We start from the raw sequence: 21,734 nt of genomic DNA on the forward strand, positions 1-21,734 counted from the left end.
TTATTGCGCCTTGGCCTGCGGTTGGGCGGATGGCGATTTGCGCGCGACCTTGTCGCCGGCGCTGAGCCCGGTCATATTGCCGACAATGACCTGTTCGTCTGCCTTCAGGCCTTCGGTGATCTGCCAGCGCGAATCCTGCATCGCCCCGGTTTTGACCGGACGCGCTTCGACCGTGCCGTCCTGGGTAATCACCAGCACGCGCGCTGCACCGTCGCCGGAGCGCTGAACGGCGCGCTGCGGGACAAGAATGGCGTTGCTGTCGACGCGCTGCGGTGTGCGCACCCGCACATACATACCGGGCAGCAGCACGCCCTTGGGATTGGCAAAGCGGGCGCGCAACGACACTTGGCCGGTGGTCCGGTCTACTGCGACATCGGTAAACAGCAGGGTGCCGGTGCTCGTGTAATCGGTGCCGTCGACACTCAGTGATAACGCGTCTTCGCCGCCCTTGGGCAAGCGGCCTTCCTGTATCGCGGCGCGCATCTGCAAGGCCTCGGCAGCCGGCTGGGTAAAGTCGGCGTAGACCGGGTCGAGTTGTTGAATGGTTGCCAGCAGCGTGGTTTCGCCCTGACCGACCAGCGCGCCCTCGGTCACCATCGCGCGGCCGATGCGGCCTGAAATCGGCGCCTTGACGGTGGCATAGCCCAGGTTCAGCCTGGCCGTTTCGACATCAGCCTGAGCCGACTTTTTAGCGGCGATTGCGTTTTGCAGTGCAGAGCGGGCGGTGTCGAAAGTCTGGCGGCTGACCGCTTCAATTTCCACCAGCGACTCGTAACGTTTGACCGTGGCCTGAGTCTCGAACAGCGTGGCTTCAGTGCGGGCCAGATCTCCCTGCGCCTTGGACAGCGCAGCCTTGAACGGCGCCGGATCGATCTGGAACAGCACTGCGCCGGCTTTCACATCGGCGCCTTCCTCGAAGTTGCGGCTCAGCACGATGCCGGCCACCCGCGCGCGAACCTGCGCCACACGCACCGGTTCGATACGGCCGGGCAGTTCGTCAACGACCGTGAACGATTCGGCGTTGACCGTAATGGCTTCCACCTCTTTGGGCGCTTTCGATGCCGCGTGATCCTGCTGCTGTTTCTGCTCGCACCCGGCCAGACCCAACGCTGCCAGCAGGGCTACTGCAGGCATCACACGCCAATCGCTGAAACTACTCATCGTTCACCCGGCCGCAGCCCATCAGATGCTAAAGCCGCGAATGATCCACTCTGAAAGACGGTGAGTCAATATTGACTCACATGAGCCTTTAGTGACTAATTGTGTATGTGCTTTGAGAACCCGGTAAGGTTTCTGCACAATGCGCCGCCTGCCACTTATACGAGTTGAATACGTACCCAATGGAATTACCTGCTGCTGACGACAAATTTCTGAAGGCCCTGGCCGTTGCGCTGGTCGACCACTCCAACGGTACGCTCAAGGATATTGCTCAGGCGGCCGGCGTCAGCAAGGCGACGCTCAACCGCTTTTGCGGCACTCGCGCCAACCTCGTGGAATTGCTGCTCAATCATGCCTCGGACCTGATGAATCAGATGGTCGCCGACGCGGATCTGCAGACTGCTCCGCCGCTGGAAGCGCTTCAGCGGCTGGTCGACAACCACCTCATGCACCGCGAAATGCTGGTCTTTCTGGTGTTTCAGTGGCGTCCGGATTCGCTCGACGAAAGCAGCGGAGGGCGCCGCTGGTTGCCTTACTCCGACGCCCTTGATGCATTTTTCCTGCGTGGTCAGCGTGAAGGCCTGTTCCGGATCGACGTCGGTGCCGCCGTCCTGACCGAAATGTTCGCTGCGCTGCTCTCCGGGATGGTCGACGCCGAACGCCGTGGCCGTGTGGCACGCGCCGGTATGGGCGCGTTGGTGACCCAGTTCTTCCTGCACGGAGCGGCGGCACGATAGGCAGTTCTGTGCAGACGTCAGAAATCGTAGGCAATCTTGCTGTACCAGAAGCCACCGCCCGGATAGAACGGCGAGTTGCCGTACAGGTTGAGTCCGACGGCGGAGGGGATCGCGTTTTTGTCCGGGCGCACATCGAAGATATTGGTGCCGCCAACACTGAGGGTGATGTTGTCGTAGAGGGTGTAGGACACCTCCAGGTCAGTGATCCACTTGGCACCGAAACTGCGGTCGCCGCTTTCCAGTTGCTGGAGCGTCTTGACCTTGCCATAACGAGTGGTTTGCAGGTTCACGCCCAAATCCCCCAGCGTCCATTTGCCGCCCAGCACCCATTTGGTTTTCGGTTGCGCATCGGTCAGATCGCCTTCGCGGGCCCGGCCGACCCAGGTCAGGCTGCCACCGGGGTTACTGCCCAGCCCCTGCAGGGCTGCCGGTGCATCCTTGACGTCGATGATGACGGTCTTGTTGTAATTGAACCCGGCGCTCCAGCGCACATCACCCCATGCGCCGTACTGACTGGAGTGGTCGATAACGATATCCAGGCCGCGCGTGCGCGTGTCGAAGGCATTGGCGTAATACGAGGTCCAGGTGCTGGTGTCCACGCCCTGTGCGGCAAGAATCGGTGCAAGCGCCGGCCCGTACAGGCTTTCGGTTCGGGCGATGCGATCGGCAATCTCGATCCAGTAGGCGTCCGCCGTCAGGCTGGTGCGAGGTGCCGGTTGCCAGGTCACGCCAAACCCCAGGTTGCGCGATTTTTCCGGGTCCAGGCTGGTTGCGCCAAGCGCCTGGGCCAGCGCCGAGTTGACCGGCGCAATGCGCGTCACGGCGGGAACAATGGTGCCGTCTGGCGCAGCACCGACCCTGTTGTCGGAGATGCTGTAGCCGATCTGGGTCAGTGAAGGTGCACGAAAGCCGGTGCCGACGGTGCCGCGCGCGGCGAAGGTGTCAGTGAATTCGTAGCGCGAGTTGAGCTTGGCGCTGACCGTGTTGCCCGAGTCATCATCGAAATGCTCGGCGCGCAGGGCCAGATCGACGAACAGCGGTTCTATCGGGGTGATACCGAAATCGACGTAGGCTGCGTAGTTGTTGCGTTGCAGGCTGGTCGTATCCTGCGGCGAGATGACCGCTGCGGCCTGGGCGGCAATCGACGCCAGTTGCCCGGTCAGCGGGTTGGCCTGACCGTTGGGCAGGGTGGCCGGAAAACGATAGCCGCCGACCTGATAGGCCTGCGCGTCACCGGAAAAAGTCTGGAAATGCTCCCAGCGATGTTCAAGGCCTGCAGAAACTTGCAGCGGTACGCCAAACAGTCCGTCGAATGCGCGGGTAATGTCGATATTGTTGACCCACTGTTCGAATCGATAGGTCGCCAGATCATCGAATGAAGTCGGGGAGGCTGGGCCCAGCGACGGGTTGATGGTCCTATCGCTGTACTGATGATTGTTATTGCGCCCGTACGTGGTGCTCAGGTCCCAGTTCCAGCCCAGTGCTTCACCCTTGCCGCCAATCAGATACTGGTAGTCGGTGTCGTCCAGATTGTTCAACGGGTAATAGCCATCGGCAAACAACTCGGGAATGTTGGCGTTGCCGTTGGGGTAGCGGAAGTAGTTGTTGATGATGGCGTCACGCTGCCCATAGGTGCCGTAGGAGTACAGTGTGGTCTGATCATCCAGCGGCAGTTCGGCGTTGTAGGCCAGGTTGAACGCCTTGATCTGCGGATCCCCGTTCTTGACCCCGACCCGGTCCCAGCTCGCCTCCCGAGAATCGCCGGGAAAGTAAGCGTTATTAGTGGCTTTTTCGTTCCAGCTGGCATCGCCACGCTTGCGGGCGTCGGCCGAAAGATGCAGAAAGCCGCCGTCACCCAGTTCGAAGCCGGTGTCCCCTTCGAATTTGGTCACTTCGCCTTCGCCGCTGTACAGCTTGCCATAAGTCACCCCCAGATGACCGCCCTCGGCGCCGGACTTCAGAATCACGTTGATCACCCCGGCAATCGCGTCCGAGCCGTATTGCGCGGCGGCGCTGTCCTTGAGGACCTCGATACGCTCCACCGCACTGATGGGGATCATGTCGATGTCCACCGAGTTTGCGCCGCTGCTGTCGGTCGAGCCGTTGGCAGGCAGAGCACTGTTGTGACGGCGTTTGCCGTTGACCAGCACCAGCGTGTAGGCCGGTGCCAGACTGCGGTTGGACAGGGGGCGGATGGTCGAGTTATAGCCTGCGACGTTGGTGCCGTAGTTGAACGATGGCAGCAGTTTGGCGATGGCTTCGGTCAGGTCGGCGCGACCGGTTTTCAGTAACTGATCGCTGGTCACGATATCAATCGGGGCCGGGCTTTTAGTCACCGTGCGCTGAGCGCCGCGAATGCCGGTGGAAATTACCGTAACCTTTTCCAGACGTGCCTCCTCGTCGGTCGCTTCCTCGGCAGCCTGAGCCGGATTCATCAGACCGAGGCCGACAAGCGCGATGCTTTTGATCAACGGGTTGTGCAGGGCAAGACGAGGGGCGTTAGCGAATAAGGCCATAGCGAAGTGATCCTTGGATGCTGAAAAATCCTGGGCACCTCCACACGGCAAGGGTCGGTTTGCTGGCGAATATAGAGTTATGAAACGGACCTGTGAAAGGCCTTTTGGCTATATGCTAATTATTAATTTATGGAATTATATTTTAAATGTTGATGCGTTATTTGCATTTAATGCTTTGCGTGTCGACCGCTGCAAGGGAGGCTGTTGGAAAGGTTGCAACGCCTGTGCTGTTTTGTCGCACGACGTATGGCAGCCCATGAGCGCGACGTTTGCGCGTCTGCTCATGGCTTGATACAGGATTGGCGGTATTCCCCATTGTCCTTGAGTGGTAAATTCGCCGCCTTTGAATTTGTCTGAACCCACGCGCCTTATCCTCAGGGGACGCAAGACATGACGCAACATCTGACACGCCGCGAGGTGGTCACTGGCCTCTCATTGCTGAGCCTTGGCCTGTTGACCGGCTGCGGCAGCTCCAATGCGTTGCCGTTCAAGCATGGCAAGGACATGAGCAACGAGATTGTCGGCCGCAACTTCCGGCTCAAGGATTCGCAAGGCAACGTCAAGACCTTGTCCAGCTTTCGCGGCCTGATGCCGATGATCTTCTTCGGTTTCACCCAGTGCCCGGCCATCTGCCCCACGGCGCTGGCGCGGGCTGCTCAAATCAGGAAGCTGATGGGCGAGGAGGGCAAGACGCTGCAGGTGGTGTTCATTACCCTGGACCCGGAGCGCGACACGCCCGAAGTGATTGACGCCTATGTGAAGGCCTTCGATCCGACGTTCGTCGCACTGTCCGGCACGCTTGAAGAAACGGCGGCAACGGCGAAGGAGTTCGGCGTATTCTTCGAGAAGGTCCCACTGGGTGACACCTACACGATCTCGCACACCGCGACCAGTTACGTCTACGACACCCGCGGTGTATTGCGCCTGGGGTTGTCGCACCGGCTGTCCGCTCAACAATGCACTGAAGATCTGCTCACTTTGATGGAAGTATGCTGATGACCGTTTTGATTCGTAACGTTGCAAAGCCGCTGCTGCTGAGCCTTTCGCTGTTGGGCCTGAGCGCTCAGGCCCTGGCGGAAACACACGTCGATGATGCCTGGGTTCGCGCCACCGTGCCGGGCCAGTCCGCCACGGGTGCGTTCATGCGTATCACCTCGGACACGGACAGCAAGCTGGTCGACGTTGCTTCACCCGTTGCGAAAACCGTGCAGATCCATGAGATGAGCATGAAAGGCGACGTGATGAGCATGCAGCGCGTCAACTCGGTCGACCTGCCGGCCGGCAAACCGGTGATGCTCGATTCCGACGGCTACCACGTGATGTTCATGGGCCTGGCTGCCCAGGTCAAAGAAGGCGATCAGGTGCCTCTGACCCTGACCGTAGAAGACGCCAAGGGCGCGAAGCAATCGATCCAGGTCACTGCGGTCGCCAAGTCATTGACCAGCGACGAGCACAGCAGCCACGGCGATCACAGCGGCCATTGAGGCTTGCAGCATCGGACGCGGGGCACTCGTCGTTATAAACCGGCCTTGTGGGAGCGAGCTTGCTCGCGAGGAGGCCGGCACAGCCCCCCAGCAAACAGGGTGCTCGATGCATCGGCAAGAGAGTGATCTACATGACGCCTATCGTTCCTCACGCTCCAGCGTGGGAATGCCTTTCGTGACGCTCCGCGTCACAACTCTGTGCCTCACTGCACGTTCAAAAGCGAACCCGGAACGTCCGCCTCCTATATGCATTTAGGATCTAACCGGCGAACCAAATATTCTTTTCAGGAACAAGCTTTTTTCGGCGATGATTGCCTCGCCATATCGGCCTGAGGAAGGTGACTGATACCAACAGAACCTGGATTTTTATCATGAAAATGCAGGAGTGTATCAATGGGCAATGTCCAGACCGCAGCCAGTGCACATGATGTGCCTTGGCGCCAGACGCCGAGTGGCGACCTGGTCGATCTGGGGCGTCCTTTCCGTGCGCCACTGGCGTTATCGCGGCTGCAACGCACCCCCAAGCCCATTCTCGGGCGGCGCGAAGCCATTTTGCTCGGTGCGCTGGCGCTGGTATTTCATGGCGCAGTCATCTACTGGCTGAGCCAGAACCCGACGCCGACACTGCCAGTGGTGCCACCTGAAATTCCGCCGATGACCATCGAGTTTTCCCAGCCTGCGCCACCGGTTGTGGAAACACCGCCGCCACCGCCCGAGCCTGTCGTGCAGCCGGTGGTCGAACCGCCGCCTCCGATCGAGGACGAACTGGCCGTCAAGCCACCACCGCCAAAACCGATTCCCAAGCCCAAGCCACAACCGCCCAAACCGGTGGTCAAGCCGGTCGTGAAACCAGTAGCCAAGCCGGTTGAGCAGCCACCCGCGCCTCCGGCGCCTGCAGCCCCTGTCGCTGCGCCTGCGCCACCCGCTCCGCCGGCACCAAAGCCGGTAACCCCGGCCTCGGCCAGCGCGGGCTACCTGCGCAACCCGGCCCCGGAATACCCGTCGCTGGCCATGCGTCGCGGATGGGAAGGCACTGTGCTGTTGCGCGTACATGTATTGGCCAGCGGCAAGCCCGGCGAGATTCAGATACAGAAGAGCAGTGGCCGCGACCAGCTTGACGATGCCGCGCTGGCGGCGGTGAAACGCTGGAGTTTCGTTCCGGCCAGGCAGGGCGATGTAGCCCAGGATGGCTGGGTCAGCGTGCCCATTGATTTCAGGATCAAATAAGGATTCAAGATCAAATAACGTTTCAAGACCAAACCCGGCTATTCGATTGACCTGGCGAGCTACCTGAACCAAAGGCGCATCGCGACACACCCCATGCCTTGTTCAGACTTTGTTCAGAGAGAGCTGCGCCATGAACCTGATTGCTTCGCCTTTTGAATCCATCGAACACGCGGTCATCTGGCTGCTGGTCATTTTTTCCGTCGCTACTTGGGGCCTGGCCCTGCTCAAGGGCGTGCAGTTTTCGCGCCTTAAGTCTCAGGATCGCAAGTTCCACAAACAGTTCTGGGCCGCATCGAGCCTGGATTCCGCCGCTCAGCTGGCCCAGGAGCAACCGGGCGCTGCCGCTCGGGTCGCCCTGGCCGGTTACGCCGCCATTCAGGTGCCGGATGGCGCGCAGGCCAATGACCTCAGTCAGTCCATCAACCATCAGGACCGCCTTGAGCGCGCCTTGCGTCAGCAGATCGTCCGCGAGCGGCGCTCGCTGGAAACCGGTCTGGCCATCCTCGCCAGCATCGGCAGCACTTCGCCTTTCATCGGTTTGTTCGGTACGGTCTGGGGCATCATGTCAGCCCTCAAGGGCATCAGTGCGGCCGGTTCGGCAAGCCTGGAAACGGTAGCCGGGCCGATCGGCGCGGCGCTGGTGGCAACCGGCGTCGGCATTGCCGTCGCAGTGCCTGCAGTGCTGGTCTACAACTACTTTCTGCGACGCCTGAAACTGACCGCTGCCGATCTGGATGACTTCGCCCATGACTTCTACAGCCTGGCGCAGAAGAGCGCCTTCCGTGTGCTGCTGCATCCGGTATTGAAGTCGGGCACTGCGGGCGCGCACGTCGGGCAGAACGTGAAGGAGGCCTCCTGAGATGGCTTTTTCCACACAAGACACCGATGAAGTGCTGAGCGAGATCAATGTCACGCCGCTGGTAGACGTGATGCTGGTGCTGCTGGTGGTGTTCATCGTCACCGCGCCGCTGTTGACCAACTCAATCCCGATCAACCTGCCCAAGACCGAATCGGTCACGCCAGTGGAGCAGAAAGACCCATTGGTGGTGAGTATCGACGGGCAGGGCAAGCTGTTCATCAACAAGGACGAAATCCAGCCGGACTTGCTGGAAACCAACCTGAAGGCGGCCAAGGAAAAGGCGCCTGACGTACGCGTGCAATTGCAGGCGGACAATGGCGTCAATTACGGGGAAGTCGCGCGCGCCATGGCCTCCATTGAGCGTGCCGGGATTACCAAATTGTCGGTGATCACTGCCAGGTAACAGATTTATACCATCTACAGCTTCAACGGTTTTGGGCCGCATCCTCAGGCAGGTGCGGCCTTTTTTTGTCTGCATCGCAGGCATTTTTCAGTACTGACACAAATGCAGATTCTTATTCGTTATTGATATTTAAATATTTAAATCAATTTCATTAAGCTATAACGCATCGGGCCACCGGAACATCAATCAGACACCGTAATGATCGCCACCGTCCGCCGCACGGATCGCTCGTTGTAACCAGAGCAGAGTTTCTGGATCAGGGATTTTCAAGGGGTAGTGGTATGGGGTATTTCAAACGCAGTGTAGTGGCCTCGGCGATTTTTTCAGCCAATTTGCTGAGCGTCACGGGCATCAGTGCAAGTGCATTCGGCGCAGAAGCGACAGATGAGCAAAACACTCAGGGCGCGTCCACCCTGGGTACAGTGATCGTCACCGGCACCCGTGCGCAGGAGCGTACCGCCAGCGCCTCTCTTTCGCCCATCGATGTGATATCCGGTGACAGCCTGCGCAGTTCCGGCTCCAGCGAACTGGGTACCGTGCTGGCACGTTTGATCCCTTCGATCAATTTCCCCCGGCCGAGCCTGGTGGACGGTGCGGAGCTGACGCGTCCGGCGCAACTGCGCGGCCTGTCGCCGGATCAAGTGCTGGTGCTGGTCAATGGCAAGCGCCGCCACACATCTGCTTTCGTCAATCTGGGCGGGGCGGTCGGACGTGGTTCGGCACCTGCCGACCTGAATGCCATTCCGCTGTCGGCCATCGACCATATCGAAGTCCTGCGCGACGGTGCGTCGGCACGTTACGGGTCCGACGCCATCGCCGGGGTGATCAACATCATTCTCAAGAGCGCGGACCATGGCGGGTCGATTTCCAGCCAGTACGGCCAATACAAGAAGGGCGACGGTATCCAGCGTCAGGTGTCGGGCAATACCGGTTCTGCCTTGGGCGACAATGGCGCGTTCAACCTTTCCGGTGAAGGGGTCAACAACGACTACACCAACCGCGCCGGTGACGACTTTCGAGCGTCCAGTATCGGGTCCACCACTTACGGTCAGCAGGTGTTCCGCCAGGGTGAGCCGCAGACGCATGAGGGCAAGCTGCAGTACAACGCTGAATACAGCTTCAATGACGCGGCGGAGTTCTACAGTTTCGGGGGCTACAGCAAGCGGCGTGGCGAAACCGCCGCGTTCTATCGGCCGAGCAATGCTTCAAATAACATTGCGGCGATTTATCCCAACGGCTATCTGCCGCTGATCAACGGCACGCTCGAAGACACCTCGCTGGTCGCTGGCCTGCGGGGAGAGCTGGCGTATGACTGGCACTACGACGTGTCCGCCAACTATGGCAAAAACGCTTATGAGCTGCGCACCAAAACCATCAACACCTCATTGGGACTGAACACGCCGCGTTCCTTCTACAACGGCACGCTGACCAATGATCAGAAGCAACTGAGCCTCGACCTTTCCAGAGAATTCAATGCAGCGTGGTTGCCTTATCCGGTATCGGTTGCGTTTGGCGCGGAATACCTGCGTCAGGGCTATCAGATCGAGGCAGGGCAGGCGGAGTCGTATTTCCAGACCGGCAGTTCCGGGCTGGGCGGTTTCCGCTCGGCGGATGCAGGCAGTTACTCGCGGCATAACTTCGCACAGTACCTGGACCTGGAAACCAATCTGACCGAAAAGCTCGGTGTGTCGGCTGCCGTCCGCCACGAGGACTACAGCGATTTCGGGTCCAATGTCAGCGGGTCGCTGTCAGCGCGCTACGATTTCACTCCGCAGGTGGCCTTGCGAGGCAGCGTATCGACAGGCTTCCGCGCGCCTTCGCTGGCGCAACAGAACTTTACCTTCACGTCGTCGCAACTGATTGGCAACACCATCCAGGAAGCGGGCACGTTTCCGGCCGGCAGTAACGTTGCACAACTGTTGGGTGCCGAAGACCTCAAGCCGGAAAAGTCCCGCAACTACAGCCTGGGCCTGGTACTCCAGCCGCTGGACAGCCTGACCGTGACTGCCGACGTCTACCGCATCGACATTCAGGACCGTATCTCGCTGTCCTCCAATCTGGTGCTCAATAACACCGCCATCAATTACCTGCGCAGTAATGGCGTAGGCGATATCAACTACACCAGTGCCCGCTATTTCACCAACGCCACGGACACCAGCACCGATGGCGTCGATCTGGTCGCCAATTACCGCTACCAGTTCGACAACGGTGTGCGCTGGAACAGCACGGTGGGTTACAACTACAACCACACCAAAGTCACCGACGTGAAGGCCAACCCGGCGATTCTCGATCAGTTGGGAGTGAATCTGGTGCGGGTAGATCGCAGGGAGCGCATCGGTTTGCTGGGTGACACCACGCCACAACACAAACTGACACTGGGCAATGACCTGACGTTCGGCAATTGGGCGCTGCACTCCAACCTGGTCCGCTACGGCGAGTTCACCAGCTATCAGGCCGACAAGCTCAACGACCAGACCTTCAGCGCCGCCTGGCTGCTGGACCTGGCGGTCGACTACAAACTCAAGAGCTGGGTCTTCACCCTGGGCGGCGACAACGTCACCGACAAATACCCGGAAAAGCTCAACGACTTCTCCTCCAGCGGCGGCAACCTGGCCTACAGCACATTCTCTCCCTACGGGTACAGCGGCGCTTATTACTACGGCAAGGTGACGTATAACTGGTAGCGCGATTTGCCGCTGACTGTCGTTCCAATACGTTGCGTTTGCATAAAGCTCGTGATGCTGCAACACGACGCTATGCCTTGCTCCTGGGCACTGCACATAAACGAAAGCGCTTTTTTGGCGCGATGGCACTGACGACGCAAATTGCGACGTCAGTGACAGGGCGAAGGAACCCGACGAAGTCGGGCCGGAAACGGAGCCAGGGGCCTTTGTCACTTTGGCCCCATCAAAGTGACTCGCCGAGTGGCGAAAAGGTGACCTGAGTCGAACCTCAATCTACCTGACATCAAAAAACCGCTGTGTGACGCGGAGCGTCGGCCGCTGTGACGCGACTGATACGGAGCAGAAATCTTGCGGTATTGGACATGCGATGCTCCATGGGGGTTACCAATGCTGGAGCATATCGCTATATAAAAATTTATTTAAATAGCTTTTAGGAACATTAATAGATCCTCGTGGACACATGCAAACCCGGTAGCAGGACAGACTTTAATATTCTCATTTTTTATAATTAGCTTAGAAGTAAATGTGATTTTTAATTGAATCCCCATGCGCCTAGTCTTGCTGATCAGTCAGCAGTCATCCAGGAGCAATACCATGAGCAACGTCAGCGCTTTGCCAGCCCACTCAGGTACGACGCCGTCGGGTAGCGGCAGCGTGCGCGACAGAGTGTCGCCGGAGGAATGGGAAGTCCGGGTCAAGCTGGCGGCGGCCTATCGTCTGGCGGCGCTCAAGCGCTTGACCGATCATATCTATACGCATTTCTCGGCACGCGTGCCGGGCCCCGACGAGCACTTTCTGATAAACGCGTTCGGGCTGCTGTTCGATGAAATCACCGCGTCCAACCTGGTCAAGGTCGATATTGACGGGACGATTGTCGATGACCCCACCGGGCTGGGTATCAACTACGCCGGTTACGTGATCCACAGCGCCATTCATGCTGCGCGCCACGACCTGCAAGCGGTGCTGCACACCCACACCCGTGACGGTATCGCCGTGTCGGCCCAAAAGGACGGGCTGCTGCCTATCTCTCAGCACTCGATTGCCTTCTCCGGCCGGGTGGCTTACCACGGCTATGAAGGCATTGCGCTGGACTTGAGTGAACGCGAACGGCTGGTCGCCGACCTGGGTGACAAAAGCGTGATGATCCTGCGCAACCATGGGTTGCTGACCGGCGGGGTGAGTGTCGAGCATGCGTTCCAGCAGCTTCATGCCCTTGAGTACGCCTGCAATATTCAGATTGCAGCGCAGTCGGCGGGTAACGCCGAACTGGTGTTCCCGCCACGCGAGGTCATTGCCAGGGTGGAGCAGCAGGCAAAGGCCATCAAGGACGGGCATGCGCCGGGTGTCGCACGGCACTGGAATGCCCTGATTCGCGAGCTGGAGCGTAACGACACCGACTACAAGACCTGAGCCTGCAACGCAATGATGCGAGGCGCTTGAGGTTGGTGTAGTGTGCGCAGCCAAAACAAGGGGCGCACACATGCAAGACCTGCTGAACGAAATCCTCGATGAAGTAAGACCTTTGCTTGGCCAGGGCAAGGTAGCCGATTACATCCCGGCACTGGGCGAGGTCCGGCCAGATCAGCTGGGCATCGCGGTGTACGGCAACGATGGTCAGGTGTTCAGCGCCGGTGACGCCGAAACAGCGTTTTCGATACAGAGCATTTCCAAGGTGTTCAGCCTGGTACAAGCCATCGGCCACTCGGGCGAGGATATCTGGCAGCGCCTCGGACACGAGCCTTCCGGCCAACCGTTCAACTCGCTGGTGCAACTGGAATTCGAGCAGGGCAGGCCGCGCAACCCGTTCATCAATGCCGGTGCGCTGGTGATCTGCGACATCAACCAGGCGCGGTTTGCAGCACCGTCACTGTCAATGCGCGACTTCGTTCGACGCCTGTGCGGCAATCGGGCGATCACCTCCGACTCCAAAGTCGCTGACTCCGAATACCAGCACCGTTCGCGCAATGCTGCGGCGGCCTATCTGATGAAATCCTTCGATAATTTTCACGGCGATGTGGAAGACGTGCTGCGCAGCTACTTTCATCATTGTGCGCTGAGCATGAACTGCATCGACCTGGCCAAGGCGTTCGGGTTTCTGGCCCATCAGGGCTTTTGCGCCCACAGCGGCGAGCAGGTCCTTACGGCGCGACAGGCCACCCAGGTCAACTCGATCATGGCCACCAGCGGCCTGTACGACGAAGCCGGCAATTTCGCCTATCGCGTAGGCCTGCCGGGCAAGAGCGGGGTAGGCGGTGGTATCGTTGCGATCGTGCCCGAACGTGCTTCGGTCTGTGTATGGTCCCCGGAGTTGAACGCAGCGGGCAATTCCCTTGTCGGTATGGCTGCGCTGGAGAAACTCAGCGCGCGGGTCGACTGGTCGGTCTTTTGAGATAAAAAGCCTTCTGAAGTGAACAGCGCGTCGAAGCGCGAACCAGACAGGAGTCATGGATTGAATCGAAGGCTATGCAAATCGCTCCTGCTGAGCGTCGGGCTGCTGGTATTGGCAGGCTGTGGCACGCAGCGCGTCGAGGAACCCGAACTGACGCCTGAACAGGCGCGTGCGCAGATCGTGCGTCTGATGCCTGCCAATGTGACGGATCGCCAGGCGTGGGCTACGGATATTCATGCCGCGTTTGCTGCGCAGAAGATCCCGCTGACCACCGAAAACCTGTGTTCGGTGATGGCCGTTACCGAGCAGGAGTCGACCTTTCAGGTCGATCCTGCGGTGCCGGACATGGACCGCATCGCCCGCGCCGAAATCAACCGCCGCGCGGCGCGGCTGCACATTCCCAATGCGCTGATCGCCACCGCATTGCGCGTGCGCTCGCCGGACGGCAAGACTTACGGCAAACGCCTCGACTCTGCGCGCACCGAGAAAGACCTCAGCGCGATCTTCGATGATTTCATCGGCATGGTGCCGCTGGGGCAGACGTTGTTCGGCAACTTCAATCCGGTCAAGACCGGCGGGCCGATGCAGGTCAGCATCGCCTTTGCCGAGAAACACGCCGAGGATTACCCCTACACGGTCGATGGTTCGATTCGTCGCGAAGTCTTCACCCGCCGTGGCGGCATGTACTTCGGTATCGCCCACCTGCTGGGCTACCCGGTCAACTACACCCAGTCGCTGTACCGTTTTGCCGACTTCAATGCCGGCTGGTACGCAAGCCGCAATGCTGCCTTCCAGAATGCCGTGAGTCGGGCGACCGGCATCGAGCTGGCGCTGGATGGCGATCTGATCCGCTTTGACTCCACCTCACCGGGTTCCACCGAGCTTGCGGTGCGCACCCTTGGCGATCGACTGGGCATGAACAAGTCGCAGATATGGAGCCAGCTCAAGCAGGGCGACACGCTGGAATTCGAGGAGACCGACCTGTACAGCAAGGTCTTCGCACTGGCGGACAGGGCAGCTGGCAAACCGTTGCCCAGAGCGATCCTGCCCGGCATCACCCTGAAAAGCCCGAAAATCACCCGTAACCTCACCACCGCCTGGTTTGCCGAGCGCGTTGACGACCGACGCGAGCGTTGCGTACAGCGCGCACCGAAGTGAGTTTGAATCAACGTGACAGGAGTTTCATCGTCATCGCATCCCGCTTGCCCTCGAAAAACGTATCCAGCACCTTCTGAAACACAGGTCGATCAGGCGCTGCGATGCTGAACAGGGTCATGCTCGAATGCAGTTTCATGTCATCAGGCGAACTGAAGATCTGTCGTGCCGAACGTTCTACCTGAGGAGCAATGATGCCGGCGCACTGTTCCAGACGCGGGCCCAATACCGGATGTTGCAGGTAAGCCCGGGCCTCGTCGATGTCGGTGATTGCGTAGTGTCGCGCCGTGTCGCTGCGCCCCAGCCCCTGGATCTGCGGGAACACGAACCACATCCAGTGGGAACGTTTCTGCCCGGCTTCGAGTTCTGTCAATACCTGCTGGAATAGCGGTTGCTGGGCATCGACAAAGCGTTGCAGGTTGTAAGCATCTTTCATGATGAGTTTCCTGTTTTTCAACGAACCTGTGGTCGTATGATGGCCGCCCGACATGGGGGTTCGACCTGTCTGAAGAGTTTTTAAGCGTATGCCGGTTTTCAAGCGTTTCATTTCGTTCATGCACCAGGCCTTGCGCGCGATGCATCTGGTCTGGACCACTTCCCGAGCGCTGTCCATCGGCCTGATCGTCGCTACGCTGATCGCCGGCTTGCTGCCGGCGCTGGCCGCCTGGTTAGGCCAGCGCATCGTCGATGCGGTGGTCGCTGCGATGCAGTTGCACGCCAGCGCAGGCGAAGCACCGTTGTGGCCGGTGTTGCGCTATGTGTTGTTCGAAGCCGGTGTGCTGGCTCTGCTCGCGGCAGCACAGCGCGGGCTTTCCGTGCAGCAGGCGTTGCTGCGGGTGCTGCTGGGGCAGAAGGTCAATACCCTGATTCTGGAGAAGGCCCAGACGCTGTCGCTGTCGCAGTTCGAAGACTCGGAGTTTTACGACAAGCTGGTGCGCGTCCGGCGTGAAGCCTCGACACGCCCGCTGGCACTGGTGACCAAATCCCTGGGATTGCTGCAAAACCTCATTTCGCTGATCAGCTTTGCCGTACTGCTGGTGCATTTCTCGCCCTGGGCGTTGCTGATTCTGGTGCTCGGCGCATTGCCGGTGTTCTTTGCCGAGGCGCATTTTTCCGGCGACGCGTTCCGCCTGTTTACCCGGCGTGCTCCGGAAACCCGTCGGCAGAACTACATCGAAACACTGCTCTCCCACGAGGGCTACATCAAAGAGGTCAAGCTGTTCGGCTTCGCGCCGCTGCTGCTCAAGCGTTACCGCGACACCTTCGAGCGTCTGTATGCCGAAGACCGGCGCCTGACGGTGCGCCGTGATGGTTGGGGCTTCCTGCTCGGCCTGCTCGGCACGGCTGCGTTTTACCTGGCCTACGCCTGGGTGGTGGTCGATGCGGTGCACGGGCGGATCACCCTGGGGCAGATGACCATGTACCTGGTGCTGTTCAAGCAGGGGCAGGCCGCAGTAAGCAGCAGTCTCAGCGCCATCAGTGGTTTATACGAGGACGGGCTGTATCTGGCCGACCTGTATGTCTACCTCGGTCAGCCGGTTACGCCGTCTGCCGGCAGCCTGACCGTGGGCGCGCAGCCCGGTGATGGCATGCGCTTCGAGAACGTCAGTTTCACTTATCCGGGGACCAGCCGTCCGGCACTGGAAAACATCGATCTGCACTTGGCGCCGGGGCGCAGCGTCGCCCTGGTGGGCGAGAACGGCTCGGGAAAAACCACCCTGATCAAGCTGCTGACGCGTCTTTACCAACCTGATCAAGGCCGCATTCTGCTGGACGGCAGCGACCTGCAGGAGTGGGATGAAGACGCCTTGCGCTCGCGCATCGGCGTGATTTTTCAGGACTTCATTCGCTATCAGTTTCTGGTCGGCGAGAACCTCGGCGTTGGCGACACTCAGGCCTTCCATGATGAAGGCCGTTGGCGCGAAGCGGCGGCGCAGGGCATGGCCGCGCAGTTCATCGAACAGCTCGACAAAGGCTACGCCACACAATTGGGTCGCTGGTTTGCGGGAGGCCAGGAGCTGTCCGGCGGGCAATGGCAGAAAATCGCGTTGTCACGCGCTTACATGCGCCGCGACGCCGATATCCTGATTCTCGACGAGCCGACTGCCGCGCTGGACGCAGGCGCAGAAGCGGCAGTATTCGAGCATTTTCGCGAGTACGCCAAAGGGCGCATGACGCTACTCATATCGCATCGGTTTTCCAGCGTGCGCAACGCCGAACACATTGTGGTGCTGGAGCACGGGCGGGTGCTGGAACGCGGTGATCATGACAGCCTGATCGCCACCGCAGGGCGCTACGCCGCGCTGTTCGATCTGCAGGCGCAGGGTTATCGCTAGGTGAAACCGGATAAAAAGTGTTGCAGTGAATGACCAGTCGGCGTTTTATGGGAGCCCTGTTTCAGGCTGTATCTTTTTGAATCAAACGGAGACATCGATGCAATTTCGTAAATTGGGCAAAACCGATCTGTCGGTCAGCGCGATCTGTCTGGGCACCATGACCTGGGGCGAGCAGAACACCCAGGATGAAGCATTCGAACAGATTCGTATGGCCAAGGATGCCAAGGTCAACTTCCTCGACACCGCAGAAATGTACCCGGTGCCGCCGCGTGGCGAGACCTACACCAAGACCGAAAGCATCATCGGCGAGTACTTCAAGAAGTACGGCGACCGCAACGACTGGGTACTGGCCAGCAAGGTCGCCGGTCCAGGTCGTATGGATCATATCCGCGATGGCAATCCGCGCCTCGACCGCAAGAACATCACTGCGGCGCTGGAAGCCAGCCTCAAGCGCCTTAATACCGATTACCTGGACCTGTACCAGTTGCACTGGCCGGATCGCAAGACCAACTTCTTCGGCGTACTCGGTTACACCCACGACCCGGATGATCAGGCTGTCGAAATCGAAGAGACTCTGTCGGTACTGGGCGATCTGGTCAAGGCGGGCAAGATTCGCCACTTCGGCCTCTCCAACGAAACGCCATGGGGCACTCAGCGTTTTCTGCACCTTGCCGAAACCCTCGATCTGCCACGTGCCGTCTCGATCCAGAACCCCTACAACCTGCTTAACCGCACGTTTGAAGTCGGTCTGGCGGAAATCGCCATTCGCGAACAGATCGGCCTGCTGGCGTACTCGCCACTGGCGTTCGGTGTGCTGGCGGGCAAGTACCTGGATGGCGCACGTCCGGCCGATGGCCGTCTGACCCTGTTCGAGCGTTTTCAGCGCTACAACAATCCGCAGGCCGTCACGGCTACAGCCAGGTACGTCGCGCTGGCCCGCGAGCATGGTCTGGATCCTTCGCAGATGGCGCTGGCCTACGTGACCAGTCGGCCGTTCGTGACCAGCAACATCATTGGCGCCACGAAACTCGATCAACTGAAGATCAATCTGGAGAGCATCGACGTCACGCTGTCCGATGAAGTCATCGCCGGTATCGAGGCCATTCACACCTCGCAGCCAAACCCCGCGCCATAACCTGCACTGAACTTAATTTCAGCCTCGCCAGTCAGCACTAATACGCTTACTCCGAGGCTGAAATTGATGCACATCTCACTCAAGCAACAAGTCGCAATCGTTACCGGCGCCAGTTCCGGTCTGGGCGCAGGTGCCGCGCGCGCGCTGGCAGAGGCCGGTGCCGCCGTCGTGATCAACTACAACTCCAAGCCTGAACCTGCCGAGAAGCTGGCCGAAGAGATTCGCGCGGCCGGGGGCAAGGCGCTGGCTGTGGGTGCCGACGTTTCGAAAGAAGAAGACGTCGAGCGGCTGTTTGCACAGACCATCGAACATTTCGGCGCCGTGGATATTCTGGTCGCCAATTCCGGCTTGCAGAAGGACGCGTCGATGGTCGACATGACGCTGGAAGACTGGAATACCGTCATTAACGTCAACCTGACCGGGCAGTTTCTCTGCGCCCGCGCTGCATTGCGCCAGTTCATCAAGCAGGGCATGCGCCCCGGTGTGTCGCGGGCAATGGGCAAGATCATTCACATGAGTTCAGTGCACCAGTTGATTCCATGGGCCGGGCACGTCAATTACGCAGCGTCCAAGGGCGGCGTCGACCTGTTGATGCGCAGCATCGCTCAGGAAGTCGGCGAGCTTAAAATTCGCGTCAACAGTGTTGCCCCAGGTGCCATCCGTACGCCGATCAATGCCGATGCACGCAAGGGCGACGCCGAGAAGGAAATGCTCAAGCTGATCCCTTATGGTCGTATAGGCGAGCCGGAAGATGTCGCCAATGCTGTGCTCTGGCTGGCTTCCGATGCCTCGGATTATGTGCATGGCACCACCCTGTTCATCGACGGGGGCATGACCCTCTATCCGGAGTTCCGAGGCAATGGCTGATTTTTCCGCAGAGGCGCAAAACCGTATCGAGGATCACGGCATCATCGGCGACATGCGCAGTGCTGCCCTGATCGCCGACACCGGCAGTATCGATTTCTGTTGCTGGCCGGACTTCGACAGCCCGTCGATTTTCACCGCGTTGCTGGACACGCCCGACGCCGGGATCTTTCAGCTGGCGCCCGATCTGCCTGACGCCAGGCGGCTGCAAATCTACCTGCCGGACACCAACGTCCTGCAAACCCGCTGGATTTCCGAGGACGCGGTGGTGGAAGTCACCGACCTGATGCCGATCGGCGAGGACAAGGACGATCTGCCGCGCATCGTGCGCCGCGTTCAGGTGCGCTTTGGCCAAGCCACGCTGCGCATGCGCTGCCGAGTGCGCATGGATTACAGCCGCGCCGACACCACCGCGCGGGTCGAGGGTGAGGACATCTGTTTCGAAGCCGCCGGGCAACCGGGCATGCGCCTGTCGGCGGCGACGCCGTTGCGTCTCGAGCAGCACGACGCCGTGGCCGAATTTCATATGCACAAGGGCCAGACCATCGAGTTCATCCTTGGCGGAAATGACGATCCGAACGTTGCTGCGGGCAAATGCTCGCGCTATTTCGATGACACCTTGAAGTTTTGGCGGCGCTGGTCCGGGCAATCGCAATACACCGGGCGCTGGCGTGAAATGGTCACCCGTTCGGCGTTGGCGCTCAAGCTGCTGACCTCGCGCAAGCACGGCGGCATTGTCGCGGCCGCGACGTTCGGGCTGCCGGAAACCGAGGGCGGCGAACGTAACTGGGATTACCGTTACACCTGGATACGTGACGCGTCGTTCACCGTGTATGCGTTCATGCGCCTGGGGTACACCGATGAAGCCAATGCCTTCATGAGCTGGGTGCGTGGGCGACTGGATGACTGCTGCGAACAGACCGAGAAACTCGGCATTCTCTATGCGCTGGATGGCCACGCCGAGCTGCCGGAAGATAATCTCGATCACTTGTCCGGCTACGGCGGTGCGCAGCCGGTACGCATCGGCAACGAAGCGTACAAGCAGGTTCAGCTGGATATCTACGGTGAGCTGATGGATGCCGTGTACCTGGCCAACAAGTACGGCGACGCCATCTCGCACGACGGTTGGCAACATGTGGTGCGTCAGGTCGACTATGTGTGCGAGCACTGGAACGACAGGGACGTGGGCATCTGGGAAATGCGCGGCGGCGATCAGCACTTCCTGCACTCCCGGCTTATGTGCTGGGTAGCGCTGGACCGGGCACTGCGTCTGGCCTTCAAGCGTTCACTGTCGGGGCCGTTCGAGCGTTGGACCAAGGTGCGCGAGGAGATCCACAACGATATCTGGGAGAACTTCTGGAACGACGACCTGGGGCACTTCGTGCAGCACAAGGGCAGTCGCAATCTGGACGCCTCGATGTTGCTGATGCCGTTGGTGCGCTTCGTCGGTGCCAATGATCCCAAATGGCTTGCGACGCTGGATGCCATCGAGGCCGCGCTGGTGCGTGACGGAATGGTGTTCCGTTACCGCAACGACGACGATCATGATGATGGCCTGGCAGGTGAGGAGGGCGCCTTCGTGGCTTGCTCGTTCTGGTACGTCGAATGCCTGGCTCGCGCCGGTCGGGTCGAACAGGCGCACTTGGAGTTCGAGCAGTTGCTGCGTTACGCCAATCCGTTGGGCTTGTACGCCGAAGAGTTCGACGCGCATGCTCATCATCTGGGCAATACGCCACAGGCCTTGAGCCATCTGGCGTTGATCAGTGCGGCCAGTTTTCTGGACCGCAAACTGGGCGGCGGGCAGGCGCTTTGGCAGCCCTGAAAAGGTACAGAAACGCATCAATCACAAGCGGCTCCACGTTGTCGCAATGAATAATGCCACCGGCTGTTCTTTCGGCCGGTGGTTTTGAAACGATGGCCGATATTGACTACTTGAATCATGAGCTAAACGCGATCAACCCATCAGCCGCGCCGAGGGCGTTATACCATTCGGTTGTCTGACACTTTCTACGCTGCGACAAGTATTGATTCATGGTTCAATCAAATAACCGGATCGCGCGGTACAACTTCAACGTTATCAGCCATGCGCGGCGCGAAGGGCCGGTAGTTAAGCAGTGATTCTGTCTGCCGAAGGCCGCTCCTGGATTCGTTGGGCCCCCGCGAGCTTCGGCAGCGTTATCTGGATACTCTGCAGGCCTTCGCCAACTTCGCGGCGGCGACGGTGATGGCGGGTTGGCGCCCCGTGAACTCATCTGCCAGCGTGCAGCTCACCAGCGTGTGCGGCAGGAGATCGTACTGGTCGACAACTGGCCGGCGCGCCGCTACCCACTGCAACGTCCGTGCTTCAGGGGATCCTGGAAGCGCCGGTGTGTGGAAGTCACGCGCGAGTTATGTGCCGACAGGGCCAATCCCAAACGACTTGCCAGGCGGTTGGGGATCCACAGATATAGCCAAAAGAAGAGTTCATTGGTCGCAGACATCAAAAAAATAATGAATTTCTTCGCCACGAATAGAGTCACCTATACTTCAAGCCACTGCTGAAAAAGGATCAGACTTTCAATGGCACTTCCAAAGCATTACCGCATTGATTATCTGCTGAATGGTTCGTTCAAGAGCTTTTATATACGAACCGAGAATATGGATAACGCTGAAGCATGGCACTACGCAAGTGTCGATGCAGGTCTCGCACGCATACCGAAATATCGACTGGAGAAGGTCGCTCGGGTATCGAAACCCTATGCCGAGCACTTTGGTGTCACCAATGTTGAGTGGGCTCAGGCCTGAACC

Annotated in this window: 18 protein-coding genes; 15 read left to right on the forward strand and 3 right to left on the reverse strand. The window is 59.5% G+C overall.

The window, feature by feature from the left end; all coding sequences use genetic code 11:
- Entirely contained in the window at positions 1 to 1,161 is a 1,161-nt protein-coding gene (locus BT119_RS03335; RefSeq protein ID WP_003367240.1) for an efflux RND transporter periplasmic adaptor subunit, read from the reverse strand.
- Positions 1,162 to 1,340: 179 nt separating this feature from the next.
- Between BT119_RS03335 and BT119_RS03340 the strand changes: the two genes are divergently transcribed.
- A complete protein-coding gene (locus BT119_RS03340) occupies positions 1,341 to 1,895 on the forward strand; it encodes a TetR/AcrR family transcriptional regulator (RefSeq protein WP_003367243.1) in 555 nt (184 codons plus the stop codon).
- 17 nt (positions 1,896 to 1,912) lie between these two features.
- On the opposite strand, the gene BT119_RS03345 is transcribed toward BT119_RS03340, so the two are convergent.
- Positions 1,913 to 4,411, reverse strand: coding sequence for a TonB-dependent receptor plug domain-containing protein (locus BT119_RS03345; RefSeq protein WP_054081812.1), 2,499 nt, complete (start codon positions 4,409 to 4,411; stop codon positions 1,913 to 1,915).
- Positions 4,412 to 4,801: 390 nt separating this feature from the next.
- Here BT119_RS03345 and BT119_RS03350 point away from each other — a divergent pair, with 390 nt between their 5' ends.
- From BT119_RS03350 to BT119_RS03400, 9 genes are all read left to right on the forward strand, one after another.
- On the forward strand, positions 4,802 to 5,407 hold the full coding sequence (locus BT119_RS03350; RefSeq protein WP_003367246.1) for an SCO family protein: 606 nt from the start codon (positions 4,802 to 4,804) through the stop codon (positions 5,405 to 5,407).
- Positions 5,401 to 5,895, forward strand: a complete 495-nt coding sequence (locus tag BT119_RS03355) for a copper chaperone PCu(A)C (RefSeq protein WP_072364780.1) — start codon at positions 5,401 to 5,403, stop codon at positions 5,893 to 5,895. Before BT119_RS03350 ends, BT119_RS03355 begins: the two co-directional genes overlap by 7 nt.
- Positions 5,896 to 6,288: 393 nt before the next feature.
- On the forward strand, positions 6,289 to 7,122 hold the full coding sequence (locus BT119_RS03365; protein ID WP_003367248.1) for an energy transducer TonB: 834 nt from the start codon (positions 6,289 to 6,291) through the stop codon (positions 7,120 to 7,122).
- A 130-nt stretch (positions 7,123 to 7,252) separates the two neighbouring features.
- On the forward strand, positions 7,253 to 7,981 hold the full coding sequence (locus tag BT119_RS03370; RefSeq protein ID WP_054081809.1) for a MotA/TolQ/ExbB proton channel family protein: 729 nt from the start codon (positions 7,253 to 7,255) through the stop codon (positions 7,979 to 7,981).
- A 1-nt stretch (position 7,982) separates the two neighbouring features.
- On the forward strand, positions 7,983 to 8,384 hold the full coding sequence (locus BT119_RS03375; RefSeq protein WP_072364782.1) for an ExbD/TolR family protein: 402 nt from the start codon (positions 7,983 to 7,985) through the stop codon (positions 8,382 to 8,384).
- A 281-nt stretch (positions 8,385 to 8,665) separates the two neighbouring features.
- Positions 8,666 to 11,068 (forward strand): TonB-dependent receptor plug domain-containing protein, encoded by a 2,403-nt coding sequence (locus BT119_RS03380; RefSeq protein WP_072364784.1) that lies wholly within the window; start codon positions 8,666 to 8,668, stop codon positions 11,066 to 11,068.
- Positions 11,069 to 11,662: 594 nt separating this feature from the next.
- A complete protein-coding gene (locus BT119_RS03390) occupies positions 11,663 to 12,478 on the forward strand; it encodes a class II aldolase/adducin family protein (protein ID WP_072364786.1) in 816 nt (271 codons plus the stop codon).
- A 70-nt stretch (positions 12,479 to 12,548) separates the two neighbouring features.
- Positions 12,549 to 13,457 (forward strand): glutaminase B, encoded by a 909-nt coding sequence (glsB, locus tag BT119_RS03395; protein WP_054081807.1) that lies wholly within the window; start codon positions 12,549 to 12,551, stop codon positions 13,455 to 13,457.
- A gap of 87 nt (positions 13,458 to 13,544) precedes the next feature.
- Positions 13,545 to 14,615 (forward strand): DUF1615 domain-containing protein, encoded by a 1,071-nt coding sequence (locus tag BT119_RS03400; protein ID WP_072364933.1) that lies wholly within the window; start codon positions 13,545 to 13,547, stop codon positions 14,613 to 14,615.
- Between the two features lie 7 nt (positions 14,616 to 14,622).
- On the opposite strand, the gene BT119_RS03405 is transcribed toward BT119_RS03400, so the two are convergent.
- Positions 14,623 to 15,048 (reverse strand): DUF1810 domain-containing protein, encoded by a 426-nt coding sequence (locus tag BT119_RS03405; RefSeq protein ID WP_058416652.1) that lies wholly within the window; start codon positions 15,046 to 15,048, stop codon positions 14,623 to 14,625.
- A gap of 88 nt (positions 15,049 to 15,136) precedes the next feature.
- Here BT119_RS03405 and BT119_RS03410 point away from each other — a divergent pair, with 88 nt between their 5' ends.
- The 5 genes from BT119_RS03410 (at position 15,137) to BT119_RS03430 (ending at position 21,731) form a co-directional block, all read left to right on the forward strand.
- Positions 15,137 to 16,948 (forward strand): ABC transporter ATP-binding protein, encoded by a 1,812-nt coding sequence (locus BT119_RS03410; protein ID WP_003367258.1) that lies wholly within the window; start codon positions 15,137 to 15,139, stop codon positions 16,946 to 16,948.
- 97 nt (positions 16,949 to 17,045) lie between these two features.
- Positions 17,046 to 18,083 (forward strand): NADP(H)-dependent aldo-keto reductase, encoded by a 1,038-nt coding sequence (locus BT119_RS03415; protein WP_003367259.1) that lies wholly within the window; start codon positions 17,046 to 17,048, stop codon positions 18,081 to 18,083.
- A gap of 66 nt (positions 18,084 to 18,149) precedes the next feature.
- Positions 18,150 to 18,950 carry an SDR family oxidoreductase gene (locus BT119_RS03420; RefSeq protein ID WP_054081805.1) on the forward strand — a complete coding sequence of 267 codons (801 nt, stop codon included), beginning with the start codon at positions 18,150 to 18,152 and terminating at the stop codon, positions 18,948 to 18,950.
- A complete protein-coding gene (locus BT119_RS03425; protein ID WP_072364788.1) occupies positions 18,943 to 20,769 on the forward strand; it encodes a glycoside hydrolase family 15 protein in 1,827 nt (608 codons plus the stop codon). The genes BT119_RS03420 and BT119_RS03425 overlap by 8 nt, the downstream gene beginning before the upstream one ends.
- 737 nt (positions 20,770 to 21,506) lie before the next feature.
- Positions 21,507 to 21,731, forward strand: coding sequence for a DUF6555 family protein (locus tag BT119_RS03430; RefSeq protein ID WP_054081804.1), 225 nt, complete (start codon positions 21,507 to 21,509; stop codon positions 21,729 to 21,731).
- Positions 21,732 to 21,734 lie beyond the last annotated feature (3 nt).

This window comes from Pseudomonas sp. NFACC10-1 (genome assembly GCF_900119195.1).
Classification (GTDB): Bacteria; Pseudomonadota; Gammaproteobacteria; order Pseudomonadales; family Pseudomonadaceae; genus Aquipseudomonas; species Aquipseudomonas cerasi.